The organism is Serratia sp. PL7, from assembly GCF_945957435.1.
Genome location: NZ_CAMFLB010000001.1, coordinates 1,963,766 through 1,986,335, shown reverse-complemented (window position 1 = coordinate 1,986,335; position 22,570 = coordinate 1,963,766). Strand labels below are relative to the sequence as shown.

General features: G+C 57.2%; 21 protein-coding genes and 1 tRNA gene. 12 read left to right on the top strand and 10 right to left on the bottom strand.

Annotated elements, in window-relative coordinates; genetic code table 11:
* Nucleotides 1-139: 139 nt before the first annotated feature.
* The 7 genes from N6G83_RS09645 to N6G83_RS09615 all read left to right on the top strand — a co-directional run bounded on the left by N6G83_RS09645 (nucleotide 140) and on the right by N6G83_RS09615 (nucleotide 7,374).
* Complete coding sequence (locus N6G83_RS09645) at nucleotides 140-352, top strand: hypothetical protein (protein WP_025302319.1); 213 nt, start codon at nucleotides 140-142, stop codon at nucleotides 350-352.
* A gap of 818 nt (nucleotides 353-1,170) precedes the next feature.
* Nucleotides 1,171-1,767, top strand: coding sequence for a fimbrial protein (locus tag N6G83_RS09640; protein ID WP_369825806.1), 597 nt, complete (start codon nucleotides 1,171-1,173; stop codon nucleotides 1,765-1,767).
* A 54-nt stretch (nucleotides 1,768-1,821) separates the two neighbouring features.
* Nucleotides 1,822-2,517 carry a molecular chaperone gene (locus tag N6G83_RS09635; protein ID WP_025302321.1) on the top strand — a complete coding sequence of 232 codons (696 nt, stop codon included), beginning with the start codon at nucleotides 1,822-1,824 and terminating at the stop codon, nucleotides 2,515-2,517.
* A 14-nt stretch (nucleotides 2,518-2,531) separates the two neighbouring features.
* Nucleotides 2,532-5,027 carry a fimbria/pilus outer membrane usher protein gene (locus tag N6G83_RS09630; RefSeq protein WP_260515221.1) on the top strand — a complete coding sequence of 832 codons (2,496 nt, stop codon included), beginning with the start codon at nucleotides 2,532-2,534 and terminating at the stop codon, nucleotides 5,025-5,027.
* Between the two features lie 14 nt (nucleotides 5,028-5,041).
* Nucleotides 5,042-6,106, top strand: a complete 1,065-nt coding sequence (locus N6G83_RS09625; protein WP_260515583.1) for a fimbrial protein — start codon at nucleotides 5,042-5,044, stop codon at nucleotides 6,104-6,106.
* Between the two features lie 136 nt (nucleotides 6,107-6,242).
* Entirely contained in the window at nucleotides 6,243-6,767 is a 525-nt protein-coding gene (locus N6G83_RS09620; RefSeq protein ID WP_049204270.1) for a hypothetical protein, read from the top strand.
* Nucleotides 6,768-6,858: 91 nt separating this feature from the next.
* Nucleotides 6,859-7,374 (top strand): LuxR family transcriptional regulator, encoded by a 516-nt coding sequence (locus tag N6G83_RS09615; RefSeq protein ID WP_197538605.1) that lies wholly within the window; start codon nucleotides 6,859-6,861, stop codon nucleotides 7,372-7,374.
* A gap of 47 nt (nucleotides 7,375-7,421) precedes the next feature.
* Here the strand turns inward: N6G83_RS09615 and soxR are convergent, their stop codons facing one another.
* Nucleotides 7,422-7,895: a redox-sensitive transcriptional activator SoxR gene (gene soxR, locus N6G83_RS09610; protein ID WP_260515219.1), complete on the bottom strand. Its 474-nt coding sequence runs from the start codon at nucleotides 7,893-7,895 to the stop codon at nucleotides 7,422-7,424.
* Nucleotides 7,896-8,040: 145 nt separating this feature from the next.
* On the opposite strand from soxR, the gene N6G83_RS09605 reads away from it, so the two are divergent.
* Nucleotides 8,041-9,126, top strand: a complete 1,086-nt coding sequence (locus N6G83_RS09605; RefSeq protein ID WP_025302327.1) for an efflux RND transporter periplasmic adaptor subunit — start codon at nucleotides 8,041-8,043, stop codon at nucleotides 9,124-9,126.
* Between the two features lie 10 nt (nucleotides 9,127-9,136).
* Entirely contained in the window at nucleotides 9,137-12,217 is a 3,081-nt protein-coding gene (locus N6G83_RS09600; RefSeq protein WP_127146680.1) for a MexW/MexI family multidrug efflux RND transporter permease subunit, read from the top strand.
* 49 nt (nucleotides 12,218-12,266) lie between these two features.
* Here the strand turns inward: N6G83_RS09600 and N6G83_RS09595 are convergent, their stop codons facing one another.
* The 4 genes from N6G83_RS09595 to N6G83_RS09580 all read right to left on the bottom strand — a co-directional run bounded on the left by N6G83_RS09595 (nucleotide 12,267) and on the right by N6G83_RS09580 (nucleotide 15,106).
* Nucleotides 12,267-13,067, bottom strand: a complete 801-nt coding sequence (locus N6G83_RS09595) for a DNA/RNA non-specific endonuclease (protein ID WP_015377376.1) — start codon at nucleotides 13,065-13,067, stop codon at nucleotides 12,267-12,269.
* Between the two features lie 192 nt (nucleotides 13,068-13,259).
* Nucleotides 13,260-13,574, bottom strand: coding sequence for a hypothetical protein (locus N6G83_RS09590; protein ID WP_016928271.1), 315 nt, complete (start codon nucleotides 13,572-13,574; stop codon nucleotides 13,260-13,262).
* A gap of 236 nt (nucleotides 13,575-13,810) precedes the next feature.
* Nucleotides 13,811-14,410, bottom strand: coding sequence for an NAD(P)H:quinone oxidoreductase (gene wrbA, locus N6G83_RS09585; RefSeq protein WP_025302329.1), 600 nt, complete (start codon nucleotides 14,408-14,410; stop codon nucleotides 13,811-13,813).
* A 78-nt stretch (nucleotides 14,411-14,488) separates the two neighbouring features.
* Entirely contained in the window at nucleotides 14,489-15,106 is a 618-nt protein-coding gene (locus N6G83_RS09580; protein ID WP_043141841.1) for a LysE family translocator, read from the bottom strand.
* A 68-nt stretch (nucleotides 15,107-15,174) separates the two neighbouring features.
* Here N6G83_RS09580 and N6G83_RS09575 point away from each other — a divergent pair, with 68 nt between their 5' ends.
* Entirely contained in the window at nucleotides 15,175-16,098 is a 924-nt protein-coding gene (locus N6G83_RS09575; RefSeq protein ID WP_043141837.1) for a LysR family transcriptional regulator, read from the top strand.
* Here N6G83_RS09575 and N6G83_RS09570 read toward each other — a convergent pair.
* Together N6G83_RS09570 and N6G83_RS09565 are read right to left on the bottom strand one after the other, a co-directional pair.
* Complete coding sequence (locus tag N6G83_RS09570) at nucleotides 16,082-16,555, bottom strand: helix-turn-helix domain-containing protein (protein WP_025302332.1); 474 nt, start codon at nucleotides 16,553-16,555, stop codon at nucleotides 16,082-16,084. The genes N6G83_RS09575 and N6G83_RS09570 overlap by 17 nt on opposite strands.
* A 117-nt stretch (nucleotides 16,556-16,672) precedes the next feature.
* Nucleotides 16,673-17,248 (bottom strand): helix-turn-helix domain-containing protein, encoded by a 576-nt coding sequence (locus tag N6G83_RS09565; protein WP_089180753.1) that lies wholly within the window; start codon nucleotides 17,246-17,248, stop codon nucleotides 16,673-16,675.
* A gap of 67 nt (nucleotides 17,249-17,315) precedes the next feature.
* Between N6G83_RS09565 and N6G83_RS09560 the strand changes: the two genes are divergently transcribed.
* Nucleotides 17,316-18,239: a DMT family transporter gene (locus tag N6G83_RS09560; RefSeq protein WP_025302334.1), complete on the top strand. Its 924-nt coding sequence runs from the start codon at nucleotides 17,316-17,318 to the stop codon at nucleotides 18,237-18,239.
* 48 nt (nucleotides 18,240-18,287) lie between these two features.
* Here the strand turns inward: N6G83_RS09560 and cycA are convergent, their stop codons facing one another.
* Nucleotides 18,288-19,688 carry a D-serine/D-alanine/glycine transporter gene (cycA, locus tag N6G83_RS09555; RefSeq protein WP_043141829.1) on the bottom strand — a complete coding sequence of 467 codons (1,401 nt, stop codon included), beginning with the start codon at nucleotides 19,686-19,688 and terminating at the stop codon, nucleotides 18,288-18,290.
* Nucleotides 19,689-20,037: 349 nt separating this feature from the next.
* On the opposite strand from cycA, the gene N6G83_RS09550 reads away from it, so the two are divergent.
* Nucleotides 20,038-20,113: transfer RNA gene (locus N6G83_RS09550), tRNA-Lys, on the top strand.
* 220 nt (nucleotides 20,114-20,333) lie between these two features.
* Here N6G83_RS09550 and N6G83_RS09545 read toward each other — a convergent pair.
* Together N6G83_RS09545 and N6G83_RS09540 are read right to left on the bottom strand one after the other, a co-directional pair.
* On the bottom strand, nucleotides 20,334-20,837 hold the full coding sequence (locus N6G83_RS09545; protein WP_260523931.1) for a DedA family protein: 504 nt from the start codon (nucleotides 20,835-20,837) through the stop codon (nucleotides 20,334-20,336).
* Nucleotides 20,838-20,911: 74 nt separating this feature from the next.
* Nucleotides 20,912-22,225, bottom strand: a complete 1,314-nt coding sequence (locus tag N6G83_RS09540) for an MFS transporter (protein ID WP_260515214.1) — start codon at nucleotides 22,223-22,225, stop codon at nucleotides 20,912-20,914.
* Nucleotides 22,226-22,570: the final 345 nt, after the last annotated feature.

The window sequence follows — 22,570 nt, the reverse complement described above, 5'->3', positions numbered from 1 at the left end:
TATTGATAAGGGCCACGCATCGGTGAGATTATGCGTTTATCAAGGTCGGCTGCTCGGGTGCCTGCTCGTGTCAGGCGTGACCGGCGCGATAATCAACGCCGCCTTATCTATTTTCGCTTAATGCTCTATGGAGACAGAGATGAACTGGTATCAAGTCGCCTTATGGACCATGATCTTTCTGAAGTCCGGCGCTTTCCTAGTATTCGTGTGGTGGTGGATGTTCAAACGTGCGACCAAACCTTATGTGCGTCCGCAAGACGTCGTGGTGGATGAGACGCCGTATGACGATAGCCTTACGATGGAAGAAGTGATGAAGAATCACGGCATTGTACGGACTGAAAAGCCGCTCTGATCGTCAAATGTGTGTTTTGCTATAAACCCGAGCCTGTGGCGCTCGGGTTTTTTATTCCTGCCGTTACTTGAGATGCAGCCCTTTTCCCCTATCTTGCTTTACCCTTACGGCGATTTATTTAAATGAATTACCTTTCGGTATATTTTTAAATGTACTTTAAAAGTGGGATTTATATTTATATGGGAGGGTATATTTTTCTCTGAAAGAATTCAGCCTTATCGACTGAACGAAGAAAAGTGTGGGCGCTGTTTTTTGTGTGTCTGGATATTGATATGCAAAGAGTGTCGCATTTTCGGGCTGCTCCTATAGCGGTGGGTCGGAAAATTTTTAAGGTAGAGGAAAACTAAACCTTACGTGGGAGGAGAAGGGGGGAAGGAATCTAAGATTTTTCTTTATGTGTTTTTTTCTTTTTATTTCAATGGTTTTTTTGTTTTTATGCCACAAGCGCTTTATGAGGAAACGGCGACATTTATTTAACCTGCGCAGCAAGTATCCTGTCGTACTCACTCTTTTAAGGCGCGTATCTTTCCGCTCATTGCGCGATTCGTTTTTTTATGGTCATGAAAATTATTTGATTCGATGTTGCATTTTTTTTGTCTTTGGAATTAATATGTTCTGCATCTGGCGGTGAATGAGATTTTTCCCATTGCCGGATATCTTTTAGAATACACTTGGATATATATAAATATATACCGCCACATATAAACTTTTAGATGGCAGGATGCTGTCAATACTCTGCTATTGCCTAAGCTTCGTTAGCCTCTAAACGGTTTAATGGTGTAGGTCATTTTATATATGCTCTCTCAGCGAAGAAAGTAATGGGGTTTATTATGATTAAGCAAGGCATCTCTTTGGCGGTATTGGCTGCCGCGTTAACATCTGTGGGCGCAACGGCGGCAGATAATTCCGCCGGTGGCGTTATTTCGTTTAGCGGTGCCGTTACGGATACCACTTGTACCATCAATGGCGGGAAAAGCGCCGATTTTACCGTTGCGCTCAGCCCGATTTCCGTGACGGATGCGGGCACCGTTGTCGGCCCCATCACCAAAAACAAGAAATCTTTCTCGCTGACGTTCTCCGGCTGCACGCCGGCGGCGGGAACGGCCGGTACGCCGCTGAAGATCTACTTCTCTTCGGCGAATAATATCTCTACCGACGGAAAATATCTGCTGAACAGCTCCGTGAATGAAAGCGACGCCGCCGTAGCGAAAAACGTCGGTTTTTCTCTGGCCGAGCCGGGTTCATCCACGCCGATTCCGTTGAACGTGCCTTATGTCACCAAGATCAAAGGCGATAAAACGGCGCCAGATGCCGAAACGCTGACGCTGGATGCCTATTACTACAAGACCAATGCGTTGGAAGCAAAAGTGGGGGAATTGAGTTCCAACGTGACGTACACCATTTCTTACCTGTAATTGCAATTAAGCCAGGCCTGTGCCCAAGGCAAAGGCCTGGCATCTGGGGTGACTATGAAACAGTGCTTAATCTTTGCTGGATTGTTTCTCAGCAGCTTTTGCGCCGATGCCAATATTGTAATTAATGGAACGCGCGTTATTTATCCGGAAAAAAACAAGGATGTTATCGTTCAGTTAGTCAACAATGGTGACGATCCGGCACTGGTGCAGGCATGGATTGATGATGGTGATATCAACTCGACGCCTGAAACGGCAAACGTGCCGTTCTTGTTATCCCCGCCGGTTGTAAAAGTTGCCGGAAATAATGGCCAGCAATTACGCATACAAAAAATGGGCGCGGCGCTCCCCGGCGGTCGTGAGTCGGTATTTTATTTGAATGTGCTGGATATCCCGCCTACGCCGGAAAATTTGCAAGGGGTCAATACGCTGCAATTAGCCATCAAATCGCGCATCAAGCTATTTTATCGCCCGGCAGGGTTAACCGGCAGCGCAAATAACATCACCGACTTCATTGAACTCCAGGCGGCAGGGAAGGGATTTAAGGTTATCAACAAAGGTCCTTACTTTTTTACGTTGGCCAATGTTGATCAGAAAGGCAAAAAGAATCTGTTGATTGACTCAGTGATGGTCGGGCCATATTCCAGCCTCTTTGTTCCGACCAAAGTTGGTGTGAGCCGGAACATTCCCTACACCCTGCTCTATATCGACGACCTGGGGGCTTATAAATCTAAAGCCATTACAGCCCGCTAACGTGAAGAACGGCCATGAAGCTTAAACTAAAATTGCTTTCGATACTGACCGCATCTGTATTCATTCCGTTAAATAAAGTCTCGGCGATGAAATTCGACACTTCTCTATTGGCCGGCGCGTCCAGCGAATCCGACCTGTCGCGTTTTTACCTCAATAATGACATGCCGGCAGGCACGCAAACGGTCGACGTGTATGTCAACCAGAGTTGGAAAGGGCGGTTCTCGTTGCAGTTCGGCGAACATAAAGGCGATATTCGCATCGCCCATCGTGACGCCGCCCTGTTGGGCATCGATATGAGTAGTTTGTCCATCGGGGGAGACAAGGAACCGATCCCCGTCCAAACGTTGGTGCAAGGAGGAAGGGCCGACTTCGACGTGGGGACGTTGAGCCTTAAGCTGACGGTGCCTCAGTCGCGAGTGATTCGCGCAGAGGCCGGCTATGTTGACGCCAAATTTTGGGATCGCGGCGTGCCTGCGCTGCTGCTGGCCTATAACGCCACCTATTACCACGTGCAGTCGTTGCAGGGCGACAAGGCGTCAAACGACGATTTCTATACCGGTTTGGAATCGGGGATCAATCTGGCGGGTTGGCAATTCAGAGACAGCAGCAATTTCCGCAGCAGTTCGCGACAGGGTAGCGATTGGCAAAATAATACTCGCTATGTGCAGCGTGGCTTCGCCGCCATCAAATCGAACCTGACGATGGGCGATTTCTATTCGCCGGGGGACTTGTTCGACTCGATTCGGGTGCGGGGCGGCGCTTTAGCCTCGGATATCAACATGCGGCCCAATTCGCAGCAGGGTTTTTCGCCGATAGTACGGGGCGTGGCGCAGAGCAATGCCCTGGTGAAAGTATTGCAAAACGGCAACCTCATCTATCAGGAGAACGTGCCGCCGGGCTCCTTTACGCTGGATAACATATTGCCGACCGGCTCTGCGGGGGATCTGTTGGTCGTGGTCAAGGAAGCCGACGGGCGGGAACAATCCTTTACCGTACCGTTTTCCGCCGTTCCCAACATGTTGAAGCAGGGGGTCAGCAAATACGGCCTGGTGGCCGGTAAGGTCAATCAGGCGGATACCGACTATGCGCCCGCTTTCGCGCAGGGCACGCTGCAGTATGGCTTCAATAACCTGGTCACCGGTTACGTCGGTACGATCCTCAGCGAGGACTATCGCGCCTGGCTGCTGGGCAGTGGCTGGAATCTGCCGTTCGGCGCGGTATCCGTCGATGTGACTCAGGCCTCGACGCATTTGCAGGATCGCAATGAAAATGGGCAAAGTTTTCGGATCGCCTACAGCAAGTTTTTGGACGCTACCGCAACAAACTTCACGCTGGCGGCATACCGTTATTCGACCAAAGGTTATTACAGCTTTAACGATGCCATCTACACCCATCAAGGTTACCGCGAGCGTGACAAGCGTTTTCACGATTATTGGAACGATCGGGATGACGATGAGCTTGCCCCGTTGGATTTGAATACCTGGGACGCCGTTCGCGCCGCTCGTCCACGCAATACCTTCAATTTGAACCTGAACCAGAGGCTCGCAGACGGGTGGGGCACGCTCTATTTCTCCGGCACCCAACGCGATTATTGGTCGGATACGAATAAAAGCCGGGAATACCAGCTCGGGTATTCAAACGCCTTCTCGCGCGTCAGTTACAACATTTCCGCGAGTCGCGTGAGAAATTCCGATCGCAAAGAAGAGACGCGGTTTTATCTCTCTCTGAGCGTGCCGCTGTCGATGTTCGACAACAATGTCTATCTCAGCACCAGCTTATCCGCCACCGATTCGCACTATCAGCAAAGCTCGCTGAGCCTGAGCGGCAATGCGCTGGAATCAAACCGTCTGAGTTATGCGCTTGCCGGCAGCAATCAAAGCGGCGGCAACAGCATGGCGAGCGTGAATGCCGCCTATCGCGCCAACGCGACGACTGTCGGCGGCTCCTACAGTGAATCATCAGACTATCGACAATTGGGCATGAGCGCCCGCGGCAGCCTGGTGGCGATCCCTTGGCATTTGCTAGCGTCCAACGAAATGGGCAACACCATGATGGTGGTGGACGCGCCCAAGGCCAAAGGGCTGATGGTGAACGGCGACGAGAGCATCGTCACTAACGACGAAGGGCTGGCTTTGGTGCCTTACGCCACGCCTTACCGGCAAAACTCCGTGACATTGTCGGATACCGGCAACAGCTCCGGCGCCGAGATCGTCGGCAATATCGCCAACAGTGTGCCCTATGCCGGCGCCGTCAACTATTTGAGATTTGAAACCGATCAGCGTCGGCCTTATACGCTGCGCGCCTTTAAGCGCGGCAATAAACCCCTGCCATTTGGTGCGGAGGTGGCGGATCAAAGTGGGAATGCCATTGGCTTCGTCGGGCAGGCCAGCGTCCTGTATCTACGGGTTGAACAGCAGCCAACGTCGCTGGAAGTCAGGCTGAATGACGGTGTCTGCAAGATTGAACGCCCGAAAATATCGATGGACAGCGCAGCCAACACATGTCGATAAAGGATAATTACACCATGCTCAGGATACTCGCACTGACGCTGTCCCTATTGTTCAGCGGTTACAGTTACGCTTCATGCTACGGCAATGGCATCCAATATGCGCCGCCGATCTACGTCGATTTGTCGGATAAGCTCAGCGATAAGACACCGGTCTGGGAAGGCAGTTTTTATACGCAATACAGCGGTTCATTTAGCTGTTCAACCTCGAGCAGCGAATTAGGCTATACGCGTATCCTGTCAACCGACAGCACGAAGGCGACAATTCTGGGATTCAACAGCGGTAAATATTGGATACGCGCGGAAATAACCAACGACATCGCCAACAAAAAGCTTAGCGGTTGGGGATCGCACTCCGCTTCGGAATTGAATCAGCCGATGAATATCCGTTTCAGTCTGGTCAGCAAGACGGGCACATCGATACCCGGCGACACGGTTAGCCTTAAGGACGTGATGTTCGTGACCGATCTGAGCGGGATGTCTTTGCTGGAGATCATTTTGTGGCCCGCCAAGCAGTTGGTGAAGATCTTGACCTGGCTGCTCAACGGCTTCAATTGGCCTTACGATCAGCGCGACATGTACGGACAGCCGATGACCATCAAGTATGCGCCCAAGATGACGACCTGCACTTTCGACAATGCCGGCCTGGCAGTGAAGTTGCCGACGTTGGGGATATCGCAGATTACTCAGGGGGCGCAAAATGGCCTGACGCCCTTTACACTGAATTTCAGCTGTCAGAATCGGCAAAGCGGCGGCACGGCCGATCGGGATATCAATATGTTTTTATCCAGCAATAATCTGTTGGCTTCAGATAATACGGTTTTGATAGATAAAAGCCCTGAGGCGGCAAAAGGCATTGGCATCCGGCTGGTCAAGACGGCTTCGCCTAATAATCCCGTCACGCTGTCGCTTTCCAGCGTGGCACCAGGTGCGGCGACTTCATTATTTCATGTGGTAACCGGTAATGCCTTGGATGCGCAATTTTCCATCGGCATGGCGGCCTATTATTATCCTTACAGCCCCACCACAATGAGCAGTGGGGGAATTAATACATCGGCCACGCTTAACATTATATATAAATGATTCTTTTGTTATTTTTAATAATAAAAAACAGGTTGCCACATATAAGAAAAATCTTAACATGGTAATTGGTGGCGAATATTATTTACTTGAATAATATTGGTGTTTAATCCGGATCTCTATGTTGAGGATGAATTGTATGACGGAACAAATCCAGATCGGTGTCAAAGTGGAAAAATCGCTAAAAGATGAGGTTGATGTCATTCTTCGCGGTTTGGATATTAAGCCGACGACGGCGATAAATGGGCTTTATCAATATATTTCACAGCATGGAGAGCTCCCTTTTGTCATATCAACCAGCGTGAAAACACCGAAGGATATCGCCGGCGGGTTGTTCAAGAGCCTGTTTTCCTTACAAAGCACGCTCAGCGTTTTCTTGGATAAAGTGCAAATGAAGCGGTGTGTCAGCAGGGAGGAAGTATTGATTGTGCTCGATATACTGCGCGATTTTATCGTTGCTTTTCGCCAAAGCGCGCAATATCTCGGCGCTTCACCTTTCGGGCGGCGTGTAGTTTGGAAGGATGCCGTATGCGCCGTCGAGAGTATTCATGAAATTCTAGATAATAACGTAAAATACAGTGAAGATGGCATTATGAATTTGGATGAAAAATATCTTTCATCGCTGTCTGCATTGCTGATCTCATTATGTTCTTCACTTAAGTAAGTCGAACCAATAAAGTTAATTGGCATGACTGCCATGGGGGCGTTGTTAAAAACGCGCCCATGACAAATAGCAATGGGGTGATCCTGTGCGAGTGGCTATATTTTCTGATGATTACTATTTATTCTATGGCATATCGCAGATCTTGAAGTCGTTGGAGGGCGTTGAAGTTATTGGTCTGCATTCATCTGCACGTCGTGGATTACATGCCATGTCTTGTCATGCAGAAGTGGTCATCGTCTCTTTCTCGTCTATCTGTCGGGTTATGAATTTCTTATCGCATATTATCGACAGGCCTGACAATACGATCGTCTTAACCGGCGTGGAAACGCCGCGCCTGGCGAATTTTAACTGTCTGAAAAAAAACATCGGTCTTACGACGTTCGTTGAGGCGATAAAAATGTTCACCGCGAGCTGCAAAGGGCAGAGCCTGTCGCCGCGCGAGCTTTCGGTGTTGGCCATGCTGCTGGCGGGAAAACCGAATACCGGCGTCGCTAAGGCGTTGGGTATTTCCGAGAAAACCGTCAGCCAGCATAAAATGAACGCCATGCGTAAGCTGGAGATTCAACGTTTTCATCAGTTCATTTTGGCAGCGGATGAGCGAGTGTAATCGCTATTCCACAGGCGGGTGCGTTGGCCCGCAGGGAGAGCATCTGCTCACCCATGATCGGCCGGGCGTTCGAAAATATGCGCACCGGCACCCTGTTGGCCCCAAATATCGTTTGGGTTGCGCAGCGGGCAGTCGGCGAGGGACAGGCAGCCGCAGCCGATACAGCTGTCGAGATGATCGCGCAGCACCGTCAGCCGCTGTATGCGTTCATCCAGCGTTTTGCGCCAGGAGGAGGACAAAATTCCCCATTGTTCGGCGGTTAGCTTGCTGCCGGTGGGAAAACGCCCCAGTGTTGCGCGGATCTCCTCCAGCGGAATGCCCGCGCTTTGCGCGATCTTGATCACCGCGATGTAGCGCAACACCACCGGCGTGTAGCGGCGCTGGTTACCGGCGTTGCGCATCGCCTGAATTAGCCCCTTGCTTTCGTAAAAGTGCAGCGCGGATACCGCCACGCCGCTGCGTTTCGCCACTTCCCTAACGGTCAATAGCCGATTGGCGTCAATCGGTTCATTTCTTGCCATTTTGTCTTCCTCAACTTGACCTCAAGTTAACCTGAGGTTTTATAGTGCAGCCAGCCGGGCTTGGCAACCGGTATCTCTCGTCACCTCCCTGCGCTGCGTCGGGGGAAGGATGGCTTTGGCTGTAAAATCAGGAAGAAACCGTTACATGATGAAACGATACCTCATTATTGCCGCGCTGCTGGCGGCACTCGCCGTCGCCGCCGTTGCGATGCGTTCCACCGCGCGACAAAGCGAAGGCGCGCCGGCCTATCCGCCGGTTAAAGTGGCGCTGGCGCCCGCCCTGCGTGAGCAGGCGGCACGCAGCTATGCCGGCGTGGGCGAGCTGGAGGCGGCCAGCCAGGTGGAAGTGGCGGCAGAGACCAGCGGCCGCATCACACGCATTCTGTTCGAATCCGGCCAAACGGTGCGGCAGGGGCAACTGCTGGTGCAGCTTAACGATGCGGTTGAACAGGCTGAGCTGGTGCGCCTGCAGGCGCAATTGCGCAATGCCGATCTCCTGCTGGCGCGCATGCGCAAGCTGATGAACCTCAACGCTACCGCGCGGCAACAGCTGGACGATGCGCTGGCCGAGCGGGATATGGCGTTCGGTGCGGTGCAGGAAACGCAGGCCAAAATTGCGCAAAAGGCGGTCCGAGCGCCGTTCTCCGGCACCATCGGCATTCGCCGCGTGCATGAAGGGCAATACCTCAACGCCGCCGAGGCGGTGGCGAACCTGGTGGACGCCGATACGCTGCGCGTCAATTTCTCGCTGGACGAACAAAGCAGCGCCGGGCTGGCGTTGGGGCAGGCGGTGTCGGTGCAGGTTGGGGCGTATCCCGATCGCGCTTTCCCCGCCGCCATTACCGCTATCGACCCGATGATCGGCAAATCCCGCACCGTGCAGGTACAGGCGACGTTGAGCAACCGTGAGGGATTGCTGAAGGCGGGCATGTACGCGGGCATTCGCGTCACGCAGCGGCAACGCGTGGCGGTGCTGACGGTGCCGGAAACGGCGCTGACCTATACGGCGTACGGCGATACCGTGTTTCTGGCGCAGCAGGGTGAAAAGGGCATGACGGTCAAGCGCGCCTCGGTCACCGTGGGGGAGCGCAACGACGGGCGCGTCGAGATAGTCAGCGGCCTGCAGGAAGGCGATCGGGTGGTGACTTCGGGCCAGCTCAAGCTGAGCGACGGCATGGCGGCCGAGCCGGTGGCGCAGGATACCCTGAACGCCGCCCCGGCCGGTTCCTGAGGAGAGACCGATGACATTTACCGATCTGTTCGTGCGCCGGCCGGTGCTGGCGCTGGTGGTCAGCACCCTGATCCTGCTGTTCGGCGCGCTGGCGCTCAGCAAACTGCCGATCCGCCAATACCCGCTGCTGGAAAACTCTACCATTACCATCAGCACCGACTATCCCGGCGCGTCGTCCGAGCTGATGCAGGGCTTTGTCACGCAGCCAATCGCCCAGGCGGTGTCGTCCGTCGAGGGCGTTGACTACCTTTCTTCCTCGTCGGTGCAGGGGCGCAGCGTGGTGACGGTGCGTATGGCGCTGAACCGCGACTCCACCCAGGCGCTGACCGAAGTGATGGCCAAGGTCAACCAGGTGCGCTACAAGCTGCCGGAGCAGGCTTACGATCCGGTGATTGAGCGGTCCGCTGGTGAAGCTACTGCCGTGGCCTATGTCGGTTTCTCCAGTAAAACGCTGTCCACACCGGCGCTGAGCGAATACCTGACGCGGGTGGTGGAGCCGATGTTCACCACCATCGACGGCGTCGCCAAGGTGGAAGTGTTTGGCGGGCAAAAAATGGCGATGCGCCTGTGGCTGGACAGCGATCGGCTGGCCGGCCGCGGCCTGACTGCCGCCGACGTGGCCGACGCGGTGCGGCGCAACAACTACCAGGCGGCGCCGGGCAAGGTAAAAGGGCAGTACGTGGTTGCCAACGTGCGGGTGAATACCGATCTCACCAGCGTGGAAGAGTTCCGCAATCTGGTGGTGCGCAACGACGGCAACGGCCTGGTGCGCTTGAAAGACGTTGGCACCGTGGAGCTAGGTGCCGCGGCCACCGAAACCAGTGCCCTGATGGATGGCGAACCAGCGGTGTTCCTCGGCGTCTTCCCTACGCCGACCGGCAACCCGCTGGTGATCGTCGACGGCATTCGTCACCTGATGCCGGCGATCGACAAGATGCAGCCGCCGGGCGTGAAGATGGCGCTGGCGTTCGAGACCGCGCGCTTTATTCAGGCCTCGATCGATGAAGTGGTGCATACCCTGCTCGAAGCGCTGGCGATCGTGGTGGCGGTGATCTATCTGTGTCTGGGGTCGCTGCGCACCGTGTTGATCCCGGTGGTGACCATTCCTCTGTCGATCCTTGGCGCTGCAGGGCTGATGCTGGCCTTCGGCTTCAGCGTCAATTTGCTGACGCTGCTGGCGATGGTTCTGGCGATCGGTTTGGTGGTGGACGACGCCATTGTGGTGGTGGAGAACGTACATCGCCATATCGAAGAGGGGAAAACGCCGCTGGCGGCGGCGATGATCGGCGCACGCGAGGTGGCGGGGCCGGTGATCGCCATGACGCTGACGCTGGCGGCGGTCTATGCGCCGATCGGCCTGATGGGCGGGCTGACCGGCGCGCTGTTTCGCGAGTTCGCGCTGACGCTGGCCGGGGCGGTGGTGGTGTCCGGCGTGGTGGCGCTGACGCTGTCGCCGGTGATGAGCTCGCTCCTGCTGCCGGCCAAACAGAGCGAAGGGCGCGTGGCGCGCGCCGCCGAGTGGTTCTTCGGCGGCCTGACGCGGCGTTATGCGCGCGCGCTGGACTTCTCGCTGCACCACCGTTGGTTGACTGGGACGCTGGCGCTGTTGGTGATGATCAGCCTGCCGCTGTTGTACCTGATGCCGCAGCGCGAGCTGGCGCCGACCGAGGATCAGGCCATCGTACTGACCGCCATCAAGGCGCCGCAGCACGCCAACCTGAACTATGTCGAACGCTTTGCTTACAAGCTGGATGAGGTCTACAACCGCATGCCGGAAACCGAAAGCCGCTGGATCATCAACGGCAGCGACGGCACGGCGTCCGGCATTGGCGGTATCAACCTGACGCTGTGGCAGGCGCGCCAGCGCTCGGCGTCGGTGGTGCAGGCCGATCTGCAACGGGCGGTGAACGATGTCGAAGGCACCAGCATTTTCGCCTTCCAACTGCCCGCCTTGCCGGGTTCCACCGGGGGGCTGCCGGTGCAGATGGTGCTGCGTACGCCGCAGGACTACCCGCAGCTGTACCGCACCCTGGAAGAGGTGAAGCATAACGCCAGAAACAGCGGCCTATTTATGGTGGTGGACAGCGATTTGGACTACAACAACCCGCTGGCGGAGGTGCATATCGATCGCGCCAAGGCCAACAGCCTGGGGATCCGCATGAGCGACATCGGCGAATCGCTGGCGGTGCTGGTGGGGGAGAACTACCTCAATCGCTTCGGCATGGACGGGCGCGCCTATGACGTGATCCCGCAAAGTCTGCGCGAACAGCGGCTGACGCCGCAGGCGCTGGCGCGGCAGTACGTTCGCACCCAGGACAATACGCTGGTGCCGCTCTCCACCGTAGTATCGGTGGCCGTTAAGGTCGAACCGAACAAGCTGACTCAGTTTAACCAGCAGAACGCCGCCACCCTGCAGGCCATTCCCGCCCCCGGCGTTTCGATGGGCGAAGCGGTGGCCTTCCTCGAACGGCAGGCGAATGCGTTGCCGGCCGACTTTAGCCATGACTGGCAGGGGGATTCGCGCCAATATACCCAGGAAGGCAGCGCGCTGGCGTTCGCGTTCCTGGCGGCGTTGGTGATCATTTACCTGGTACTGGCGGCGCAGTACGAGAGCCTGAAAGATCCGCTGATCATCCTCATCACCGTGCCGCTGTCGATCTGCGGCGCCTTGCTGCCGCTGGCGTTGGGTTACGCCACGATGAATATCTATACCCAGGTCGGGCTGGTGACCCTGATCGGGCTGATTAGTAAGCACGGTATTTTGATGGTGGAGTTCGCCAACGAACTGCAGATGCATCAGGGGCTGACGCGGCGCGACGCGATTTTGCAGGCGGCGCAAATTCGCCTGCGGCCGGTGCTGATGACCACCGGGGCGATGGTGTTCGGTTTGATCCCGCTGCTGTTCGCCAGCGGCGCCGGTGCCGCCAGCCGCTTTGGGCTGGGGCTGGTGATCGTCTCCGGCATGCTGGTGGGCACGCTGTTTACCCTGTTCGTGCTGCCGACGGTGTACACGCTGTTGGCGCGCGATCATGCGGTGGCGTCGCCCCGGCAGCGTGAGTTGGCCGCCGCGCAAAAGGCGCTGACGGAATAAACCGCCGGCGCCCGTATGAAAAATAAACCCGCCTCGGCGGGTTTTTTCGTCAGTTTTTGCAGCCCATCAACTCCGGCAGGACGCCGGGCTTGCTCTTCAGCGAAGCCTGCACGTCGTCCGGCAGACCGGCCCAGATGATCAGGCCAGTACGCTTCTCGATCTCGTCCACCGTCACGCGGAACTGGCAGAAATCGGCGCCCTTCGGCGTGTTCTGATCGAACAGGAAGGCGGCATAGTGGTTCACCGCCGGGCTGTTGTTGATGAAAATCACCTTCCAGTAGGCGCTGGGGATGGTATGCGCTTTCTGGGTGCCCGGCAGTTTGCCCATATCGCGTTCATACAGCGGCCCGGTCACGGTATAGACCGAGGAGATATCGGCGCGATCGATCAGCTTGCGTTCCTGATCTTCCAGCCGCGCCCAGGCGCCCTGGTTAAGATCGGACTTTTGCGGCGTGATGTTGGACAGGTAGTTCAGCGATTCCCAGTCGGAAACGCCCGCCAGCGAAGCCAGCGGCGCCTGATGACCGCGATCGACCTTCAGCGCCGCATTGGCGCCGGTGTAATCGGCGGGCGCTAACGTGTCCGCCGGGTTGAGCGCCGGATCGGTTTTCCAGTTGCGCGTCTTGCCGCTGGCCGGTGTGTCTTTGGTGATGTGATAGGCCACCCAGTTGGCGAACTTGGTGGTGCTGTTGTTGTTCAACGTATAAGCATGACGCACGATAGACACGTTGCTGCTGCCACCGGTCGGGCAGCCGACCGCGCAGTTGTCGATGGATTCGAGCGTGTCGGCCGACGCCTGTGCGGCGAACAGCAGGGCGGCCAGGGCCAACATCTTGTTGTTAAAGCGCATATTCATATCCTCAATAAGTTAAAAACACTGTATATATTTACAGTAAATTAAACTTATCGCAGTGAAACGAATACAACAATGCAACATATTCATGTTGTGAATGTGTCAGTCATGGTACAGCCAAGCCGCACGTGAAATGCGGCAGAAATGAAAACGGCGTCCAACAGACGCCGTTTCAAAGGGGGGGGAGGATTACTCCAGCAGGTCGTTGACCGTGCGGCGAACGTAATGCGTCATCTGCGCCAGATCGTCCGGTGATACCGGGCCGCCGCCGGCGCGCACCACCTGCTGTTCGATCTGCGCGATTTCCTGCTCGACCTTGTTGGCGATCTGTACTTTGACTATCTTGTCCACCGAAGACAGCAGCACCTTCAAGACGACTTTCAGCGCGATGTTTTCGCAGAACGAGTCGTAGTGATGAACCGGCGGCGGCGGGGCCGGAGCCGGCTCGGGCGCGCGCGGAGCCAGAGCCTTGAAGCTGTCTACATTTTCAATAATAAGATCCATGTCTCTTATTAGTTCATCAAAATCTTTAGACACTGACTTATTCCCTTCGCTGTGCGCAAAAAACAGAACGCCCGTCCTCGGGCTGAAAGCGGATGAGCGACGGGCAGAACGAATTCGGGCCTGGCCTTCAGACGCTGAATGGCCGGGGGAGGGGCATTCTAACCTTGCGGCGGGTTGGCAACAAGATGGGGCCGTGCGAATGCGCGGCCCTTTGGATCACGGGGGCTGGAGGGTGCTTAACTTTTCAGCTTGGCGGTGATTTTAGCCACGTGTTCGCCCTGATAACGGGCAATGGTCAGCTCTTCGTTACTCGGCTGCCGCGAACCGTCGGCGCCGGCGATGGTGGTGGCGCCATACGGGGTGCCGCCTCGCACCTGCGAAACGTCAAACAGCTCCTGCGTCGCATAGCCGATCGGTACGATGATGAAACCGTGGTGCGCCAGCGTGGTCCAGGTCGAACTGATGGTGTGTTCCTGGCCGCCGCCGGTGCCGGTGGAGGAGAAGACGCTGCCTACCTTGCCGTACAGCGCGCCGGAAGCCCACAGCCCGCCGGTTTGATCGAGGAAGGTGCGCATTTGCCCGGCCATATTGCCGAAGCGGGTTGGCGTGCCGAAGATAATGCCGTCATAGTCCGCCAGTTCTTGCGGGCTGGCGACCGGCGCCTGCTGGTGTTGCTTGCCCCCGGCTTTGGCGAAGGCCTCCGGCGTCATGGTTTCCGGCACGCGTTTAATCGTCACGTCCACGTCGTTGACACGGTTCGCCCCTTCAGCCACCGCCTGCGCCAGGCGTTCGATGTGGCCGTACATTGAGTAATAAAGCACCAACAGTTTCGTCATGTTTCGTACTCCCGCTCAGATGATTAACAAAAACCCCTGATAAGCATAGAAGCGAATGACGAACTTGGCGTCGTGGCGTTACCTGATGCCGGCGATCGCCAACAGGGCGCCAAAGACAATCAGCAGCCCGCCAAAGGTGCGGTCGATGCCGCGGCGTAAACGCAAAAAGCGCGCATTGACGCCAGGCGCGGAAAACAGCAACGCAACGGCAGCGAACCAGAACACATGGACGGCGGCAATAAAGAGGCCATAGCCAATTTGTACACCGAGCGGGGTGTGCGGAGAGACGACCTGCATGAATAGGCTGACGATGAAAATGGTGGTTTTCGGGTTTAACGCGTTGGTGAAAAAGCCGGTTTTCAGCGCGCCGAAATCGCTGATGGCGGCCGGCGCGGTGCTGGGCGTGGCATCCTGATGCGCCGCGTTGCGCAGCAGCGTAAAGCCGAGATAGATCAGATAAGCGGCGCCGATGCCTTTGAGCAGGTTAAACAACCAGGGCGATTGTTGAATCAACACGCCGACGCCAATCAGCGTATAGCTGACATGAACCAGTACGCCGGCGCCGATGCCACAGGCGGTCAATATGCCGGCGCGGCGTGAGAGCAGCAGACTGTTGCGCGAGACCATGGCGAAGTCCGGCCCTGGGCTTATCACGGCGAGTAAAGTAATGGTGACGACAGCGATGAGTTCAGTCATAGTTATCCTTGCGATGTTTAACAATAGAGTGACTGATTTATAAGAGTAATTTTTCTCGGTGACAAACGATGAATAGTGACAATATCGGTGAGAAAAACTCACGCAAAACCGGCAGGCCGTTGCCGTTGGGCGGACTGCGCTGCTTCGAGGCCGCCGCGCGGCTGGAAAGTTTTACGCAGGCGGCGCAGGGGCTGAATTTGACGCATGGCGCCGTCAGCCGGGCGGTGCGGGCGCTGGAAGAGGAACTGGGCGTGGCGTTGTTTGAGCGCCGCCATCGGCGGGTACTGCTCACGGCGGCGGGGCGCAAGCTGTTTCAGGCGACGCAGCAGGCCTTCGGCATTCTGGATCATACCGCGCTGGAACTGCGTCAGCAGGCGCTCGACGCGCCGCTGGTCTTGTCCTGTGAACCGACCTTATTGATGCGTTGGCTGATCCCGCGTCTGCCGGCTTTTCAGCAGGCGCATCCGGACATCAACTTACAGCTGGTGGCCGGTGGCGGGCCGTTTTCGTTCCATGACGGCATTACGGCGGCGATCAGGCGCAATGACTTCGATTGGGGAAAGGAGGTGCATAGCCTGGCGCTGTTCAGTGAAAAGGTTGGGCCGGTGTGCCAACCCGGGGCATTGGCAAGGATGACGATCGCTGAGGGCAGCCTGCTGAGTTTGCGGCCCGGCGCGAAGCTGCTGCATGCCGCCACCCGGCCGGATGCCTGGTGGCATTGGGCGCAGCAACAGGGGATGGCCTTGGTGGGGCATCCAGAGCAGCGCTTTGATCATTTCTATTTCAGCCTGCAGGCGGCGGTCGCCGGTCTTGGCATTGCGATGGGCCCGTGGCTGCAAGTGCGAGACGATCTGGCCGCCGGCTTGTTGAGCGCGCCGTTCGGTTTTATGCCCGACGGCAGCGGCTATTACCTGCTGTCGCCACAGCCGATCGTGCCCGGCAGCGCGCTGGCTCGGCTGGCCGAGTGGTTGAGGCTCACGGCAGACGCCTGAGTTTTTGCGCCAGCCGCTGTTCCTGCCAGCGGCTGAAGACGTTACGAAGCAGCAGAGTGCGCACCGCCCGCATGACCAGCGCGAGGCTCATGCCGCCGATCGCCCACAGCGACCAGAGATAGTGCGGATGGGTAAAGACGTTGACAGCGAGCAATATCGCACCGATGACGGCGAAACGCACCGCCATGCTCAGCAGTTTGCCTTCTGCCGCGACCTGGCGACGAAGACGTTGTTCGTCAGGCGTCTCCTCCCCCATTGTCGTCTGTTGCGGCTGTGCGTTGAGATTGCTGACCTGCACGCCCAGCGCGGCGGCGATCGCGGTCAAGGTTTCCAGGCTGGCCTGTTCGCCGTTTTCAATCCGCTGTACGGTGCGGGTGCTGAGGCCGGCGATGGTCGCCAGCTGCTCCTGCGACCAGCCTTTTTCCAGACGTAATGGCCTGATGCGATACTTTTGCATGGTGCACTCCTGAGTTCGCTGTCACTGTCATTCAGTGTAGGGCGGGCGGGGTAGCTGCGCCACGACAGCGGCACGACAGCGACACGACACCCGCCGCCGGCGCGGGCTGGCGAGCAGTCAGAAGGCGACGTTGCGGATAAAGCGCAGCGGGAGATCGCCGTGGTTGGCGTAGGCGTAGCGTTGATCGCTGTTGAAGGTTTGTGCGGTGCCCGCGCTGAGCGTCAGCGTGCCTTGTTCCAACTCCAGCGTCAGGGTACCGGCAATCACGTAGATCATTTCATTCCAGCCTTCCGCGTCCGGCGCAGAGTCATAGCGCTCGCCCGGCATCAGCGTCCATTCCCACAGCTCGGCCCGTTGGCGCGCCGGCACGCTGGCGGCGAACAGCGCCTGGCTGCCCGGTTGCGCGCCTTGCCAGGCCAGTTCCCCCACCAGATGGTCGCCGCGCGCTTCCGGCGCCTGGATCAGATCGGTGAACGAAATCTTCAGGGCAGCGGCGATCTTGTCGAGCACCGCCAGGCTGACGTTGCGATCGCCGGCCTCGATGCCCGCCAGCATGCGGCGGCTGACGCCGGAAAGTTCGGCCAGCGCCATCTGGCTCAGGCCCGCCTGTTGGCGGTAGCCGCGCAGATTGCTGCTCAGGTACTGCAGCACCTTGGGGGGATCGGTTTTCGCGTTATGCGCCGTATTGCTCATCGCCGGACTTTATCTCATACTGGCAGGATCTGTGCATTATATTGCACTCAGCAGGAAGGGCAAGCCGGTGTCAGCAGCAAAAAAATCCTTTATTTCCGCCGTGGTTCCGCAAATCAGGTTGCCGGAAGCGGTGTTGATTTTCATCACCATGATCTGGGGCGGCACCTTTTTGGCGGTGCATCACGCGATGCAAGTCAGCGGGCCGTTCTTTTTCGTCGGTCTGCGTTTCGCCACCGCCACGCTGGCGTTGACGCTGTTTTCGCTGCGCGTGCTGCGCGGCCTGACCCTGTATGAACTGAAGGCGGGCGTACTGATCGGGCTGGCGATCATGTTCGGCTACAGCATGCAAACCGTCGGTCTGCAGACGATTACCAGCAGCCAATCGGCGTTCATCACCGCCATGTACGTGCCGATCGTGCCGCTATTGCAATGGCTGGTACTGGGGCGGTTCCCCGGCATCATGTCGTGGATCGGTATTCTGCTGGCCTTTACCGGCCTGATGCTGCTGGCGGCACCGAGCAGCACGGACATGACGCTGAGCCTTGGCGAAATGCTGACGCTGGCCGGCACGCTGGGCATGGCGGCAGAGATCATTCTGATCGGTGCCTTTGCCGGCAAGGTGAATATCCGCCGGGTGACCATTGTGCAGCTGGCGACCGCCTCACTGGCCTCCTTTTTGATGATGGCGCCGACCGGCGAGTCGCCGCCGCCGTATTCGGATTACCTGCTGTACAGCGCCATTGGGCTGGGGCTGGCCAGCGCCTTGATTCAGCTGACTATGAACTGGGCGCAGCGCAGCGTTTCGCCGACGCGGGCCACGGTGATTTACGCCGGCGAACCGGTCTGGGCGGGCATTGTCGGGCGGCTCGCCGGTGAACGTTTACCGGGCGTGGCGTTGTTGGGGGGCGCGTTGATCGTGATTGGGGTGGTAGTCAGCGAGCTGCGCATACGGCGCAAGGGGAAAGCGGCGGTGGCGACGGAAGCGGATTAGCGCAGAGGCGTAGAAAGAAAGGGGCGGAGAGATCCGCCCCTTTTTACATCACGCGGTTTTCTTCTTGCGCAAGAACACGTAAGACAGGCCGAGCACGATGAACCACAGCGGGGTGACGATCAGCGCCTGGCGGGTGTCTTCGCGCAGCGACAGTAGCACCAGCACGAACACGAAGAACGCCATGCACACCCAGCACATCAGCTTGCCGGCAGGCATCTTGTAGATCGATTTCTGGTGCAGCGCCGGGCGCTGTTTGCGGTAAACCAGATACGAGCACAGGATGATGGTCCAGACGAACATGAACAGAATCGCCGATACGGTGGTCACCAGGGTGAAGACCGTCATCACGTTCGGGATCAGGTAAATCAGCACCACGCCGCCCAGCAGGCAGATGCAGGAGAAGGTGAGGCCGTTGGCCGGCACCGCGCGCTTGGACAGGTTGGCGAACGATTTCGGCGCGTCGCCTTCCTGCGCCAGCCCGAACAGCATGCGGCTGGTGGAGAATACCCCACTGTTGGCGGAGGAGGCGGCGGAGGTTAGCACCACGAAGTTAATCACGCTGGCCGCGGCCGGCAGGCCAATCAGCACGAACAGTTCAACGAACGGGCTCTTGTCCGGCACCACGGAGTTCCACGGCGTCACCGACATGATGACGATCAGGGCGAACACGTAGAACATGATGATGCGGATCGGAATCGAGTTGATGGCGCGCGGCAATGACTTCTCCGGATCCTTGGTTTCCGCGGCGGTAGTGCCCACCAGCTCAATGCCGACGAAGGCGAATACTGCGATCTGGAAGCCGGCGAAGAAACCGCTGATGCCTTTCGGGAACATGCCGCCGTCATTCCACAGATGGGTGAATGAGGCCACGGTGCCGGTCGGCGATTGGAACTGCATGGCGATCATCACCAGCCCGGCGACGATCAGCCCGACGATGGCGACGATTTTGATCATCGCAAACCAAAACTCCATTTCGCCGAACATTTTCACCGTCGCCAGATTAAGGCCGAGCAGCAACAGCACGCACAGCAGTGAAGCAATCCACTGTGACAGTCCGGGGAACCAGAACTGGGCGTAGGCGGTGATCGCCACAACGTCGGCGATGCCGGTGACCACCCAGCAGAACCAGTAGGTCCAGCCGGTGAAGAAACCCGCCCACGGGCCGAGCAGATCCGCGGCGAAATCGCTGAACGATTTGTATTCCAGGTTAGACAGCAGCAGCTCACCCATGGCGCGCATCACGAAGAACAGCATAAAGCCGATGATCATGTACACGAAGATGATCGAAGGGCCGGCCAGGCTGATGGTTTTACCGGAGCCCATAAACAGACCGGTGCCGATGGCGCCGCCGATGGCGATCAGTTGAATATGTCGGTTAGTAAGGTTTCGCCGTAGATGATCTTCTGAAGCGGGCGTCGCGTCAGTCGCTATTTTAGAGTGATCTACCATCTGATGATGTCCTGTTTTACCTGTCATTAGTGAAGTCGTGAGCTCTGAAGTGGCTCTTTTTTATACATTTATCCGGTTGGTCCGGCTTTAGTAAGGTAGTGCAATAACGCCACCTTTGTGCAACATGTTTACAACATTTATACGTGGGATAAAAGTCGATCAATCTTTACACGGAGGAGGCAAATCGGACGTTCAGGGAGCGGAAGATTACTCTTCAAAAGGTGGGATTAACAGACCTTATGCGGCTTATCTCGTTGATTAAACAAAGAGTTGTAAAACTCGCATGAGAAAAAGTAATGAGTGGAAGCGTTTGACAGCGGCACTGGCGAGGAGGACAATTTATCGCGTTGGGTCGTTAGCTCAGTCGGTAGAGCAGTTGACTCTTAATCAATTGGTCACAGGTTCGAACCCTGTACGACCCACCAACCAAATCAGCGTGTTACGCACAGACTTTTCTCTGTTTTTTCCCTCATGGCGCCGTTTTAAGCGCGCATTCTGCAAAAAAATTCGCATTTTTCGACTGATGTTCAGAAAGGTGATCTGGCGCAAACTGCGATGTTGCACCGTACTTTATACGGCAAGGGAGGCTGTGCGCTGGCGCAACGTCGGCGCAGGGATGGGGCATTTGCCCAAGAATCTTTCAGGTCAAGAAGCGGGGAATAAATGCGCGGCCGACATCAAGAGGAGTGCCCAAACGGCGGCTGAGAGCGCGGCGGTGGCATAGACGTGCCTCGCCGGCAGTTGCAGCATGCCGGCCATCAGCGGCATGGTGTAGCGCATCACCGCCAGGAAACGCGAGGCGAACAGCAGCGGTAGCCCGCGCTTTTGCAAGGAACGTTGCGCTTTGTGCAGCGGAGTGTGAAAGCGTGCCGGCAGCCGGCGGCCAAGATCGTGGCGGCACAGCAGCGCGCCGCCGTGGAACGACAAGATCGATCCCAACGTGGCGCCGAGGGCGATGGCCGCCCAAACGGCACCGAGGGGCAGCGTGTGTTTGCCTGCAAGGATGCATACCAGCAGCGTCACCGAGGCGGGCGGCAAGGCGGAAGACACCACGATCACGGATTTTCCCAGCGCGAACAGGAAAATCAGCAGCAGCAACATCTCCGGTTCCGGGCTGTATTTAGCGATAATGTGCGTCAATTCATCCATTTAATACCTGCGGGGGAGAGGGCTGAGTGCCAGTGTCCCATCCGCAGGTTCAATAATGGCTAAATAACGCGCCGCTATCCGGCAATCTCTGCGTCTTGCTTGCTCACGTCGGCGCGCCGGTTTCTGAGCGCCCACAACAGCGTGGCGCACAGCAGTGAAAAGGCGGCCAGCACCAGCGGCCCGGCATGCGGGCTGTGAAAACGCTGTTCCGCCTCCGTGCGGATCAGCGGGGCTAAGAAGCTGAATGCGGCGCCGAGCGTGGTGCAAAAACCGATGCCGGCCGCCAGCGCCGGGCCGGTGAGCACCTGCGCGGGAAACGTCCAGAAAATCGGCTGTACCGCCAGGAAACTGACTGCGCAGCAGCTCAGGGCGACGATAGCGAGCAGAGGGCCGGCATAGGAAGAAACGACCAACCCCAGCGCTGCCGCGACCATGCACCCCACGGCGATCGGTAATCTTCTGGCGGTTTTTCTGTCGGCATAGCGCGGCAGGAAATAGACGCCCAGCGCGGAGAACGCCCAGGGAATGGCGGCCACCAGCGAGGCCTTGAAACCGAGATGGGTGCCCATCAGCGAGGCGACCTGCGACGGCAGGAAAAACATCAGGCCGTACACGCCGATTTGCAGGGTGCCGTAGATCAACGCCAGATGCCAAACGGTTCCGCTTCTCATTGCTGCTTTGACGCTGCTGGTTTCGGTCTGCTGCTGTTCGTCAGCCAACTGTGTGACCAATGCCGTGCGTTCTTCCTCGGTCAAAAAGCGAGCCTGCCGAGGGTTATCGTCGAGATAGAAAAAGGCGAAGACGCCGAGGGCGACGGCCGGCAGCCCTTCCAGCACGAACATCCAGAACCAGCCGGGTTTACCCAACACGCCGTGCATCTCCAGCAATGCCCCCGACAGCGGTGAGCCGAGCGTCAGGGCCGCCGGCACGCCGAGCACGAAAATGCCAATGACCGAGGCGCGCACCTTATTGGGAAAATAGATCGACGCCAGCAACAGGATGCCGGGGTAAAAGCCGGCTTCGGCGATCCCCAGCAGAAACCGCAGGATGATAAATTGCTGTTCGTTGGTCACCAGCCCGGTACAGGCCGACAGCGCCCCCCACAGTGCGGTGGTGGCGCTAAGCCAGCGTTTGGCGCCCCAGCGGTTCATCAGCAGGTTGGCCGGGATGCCGAACAGCGCATAGGCGGCAAAAAATATCCCGGCGCCCAATGCGAAAGCGGATTGCGACAGCGCGATGTCGATAGCCATCGCGTCCTTGGCAAAACCGACGTTAACCCTGTCGATAAACGCGATGAAGTACATGGCGAACATCAAGGGCACCAGTCTGCGCCAGGTTTTGCGGATGGCGGTGTTGAGCGCTGGAGCGGCATAGGTGGCGTGATTCACTGGCGATAACCTCTCTTCTGAGAATGACAAGCGTCGGTCATAAGGACCGTCCTGGCGCCGTTGCCCTCAACACGACGGTCACAGCGGATTTTCTTCGTGAGATATAAAGGTCTAAAGGACTAATGGTCAGGCCTTTAAGGGCGAAAAAAATGCCGCGTATCGGGTCGGCAGGTTGATGCAGACATCACCATGGTGAATGGTGTGTTGCTTTTTTGTTAATCAAACGTTCACACAGGGCTATGGCGCGTTCAAGCGTTTTGATCGAGATCTGTGTGCGTTATCACCGAATTGGCAACCCGGTGATAGACCTGGAGTAGGGCGCTTTCATCTCGGGAGTGAGGACGA

Excerpts from the sequence above, each read along its gene's own strand:
- N6G83_RS09575 (WP_043141837.1), top strand. The coding sequence starts at position 15,175 with ATGAATAGTGACAATATCGGTGAGAAAAACTCACGCAAAACCGGCAGG.
- N6G83_RS09570 (WP_025302332.1), bottom strand. The coding sequence starts at position 16,555 with ATGCAAAAGTATCGCATCAGGCCATTACGTCTGGAAAAAGGCTGGTCG.
- soxR (WP_260515219.1), bottom strand. The coding sequence starts at position 7,895 with ATGGCAAGAAATGAACCGATTGACGCCAATCGGCTATTGACCGTTAGG.
- N6G83_RS09605 (WP_025302327.1), top strand. The coding sequence starts at position 8,041 with ATGATGAAACGATACCTCATTATTGCCGCGCTGCTGGCGGCACTCGCC.
- N6G83_RS09640 (WP_369825806.1), top strand. The coding sequence starts at position 1,171 with ATGGGGTTTATTATGATTAAGCAAGGCATCTCTTTGGCGGTATTGGCT.
- N6G83_RS09630 (WP_260515221.1), top strand. The coding sequence starts at position 2,532 with ATGAAGCTTAAACTAAAATTGCTTTCGATACTGACCGCATCTGTATTC.
- N6G83_RS09625 (WP_260515583.1), top strand. The coding sequence starts at position 5,042 with ATGCTCAGGATACTCGCACTGACGCTGTCCCTATTGTTCAGCGGTTAC.
- N6G83_RS09590 (WP_016928271.1), bottom strand. The coding sequence starts at position 13,574 with ATGGATCTTATTATTGAAAATGTAGACAGCTTCAAGGCTCTGGCTCCG.
- N6G83_RS09580 (WP_043141841.1), bottom strand. The coding sequence starts at position 15,106 with ATGACTGAACTCATCGCTGTCGTCACCATTACTTTACTCGCCGTGATA.
- wrbA (WP_025302329.1), bottom strand. The coding sequence starts at position 14,410 with ATGACGAAACTGTTGGTGCTTTATTACTCAATGTACGGCCACATCGAA.
- N6G83_RS09545 (WP_260523931.1), bottom strand. The coding sequence starts at position 20,837 with ATGGATGAATTGACGCACATTATCGCTAAATACAGCCCGGAACCGGAG.
- N6G83_RS09595 (WP_015377376.1), bottom strand. The coding sequence starts at position 13,067 with ATGCGCTTTAACAACAAGATGTTGGCCCTGGCCGCCCTGCTGTTCGCC.
- N6G83_RS09600 (WP_127146680.1), top strand. The coding sequence starts at position 9,137 with ATGACATTTACCGATCTGTTCGTGCGCCGGCCGGTGCTGGCGCTGGTG.
- N6G83_RS09635 (WP_025302321.1), top strand. The coding sequence starts at position 1,822 with ATGAAACAGTGCTTAATCTTTGCTGGATTGTTTCTCAGCAGCTTTTGC.
- N6G83_RS09565 (WP_089180753.1), bottom strand. The coding sequence starts at position 17,248 with ATGAGCAATACGGCGCATAACGCGAAAACCGATCCCCCCAAGGTGCTG.
- cycA (WP_043141829.1), bottom strand. The coding sequence starts at position 19,688 with ATGGTAGATCACTCTAAAATAGCGACTGACGCGACGCCCGCTTCAGAA.
- N6G83_RS09620 (WP_049204270.1), top strand. The coding sequence starts at position 6,243 with ATGACGGAACAAATCCAGATCGGTGTCAAAGTGGAAAAATCGCTAAAA.
- N6G83_RS09645 (WP_025302319.1), top strand. The coding sequence starts at position 140 with ATGAACTGGTATCAAGTCGCCTTATGGACCATGATCTTTCTGAAGTCC.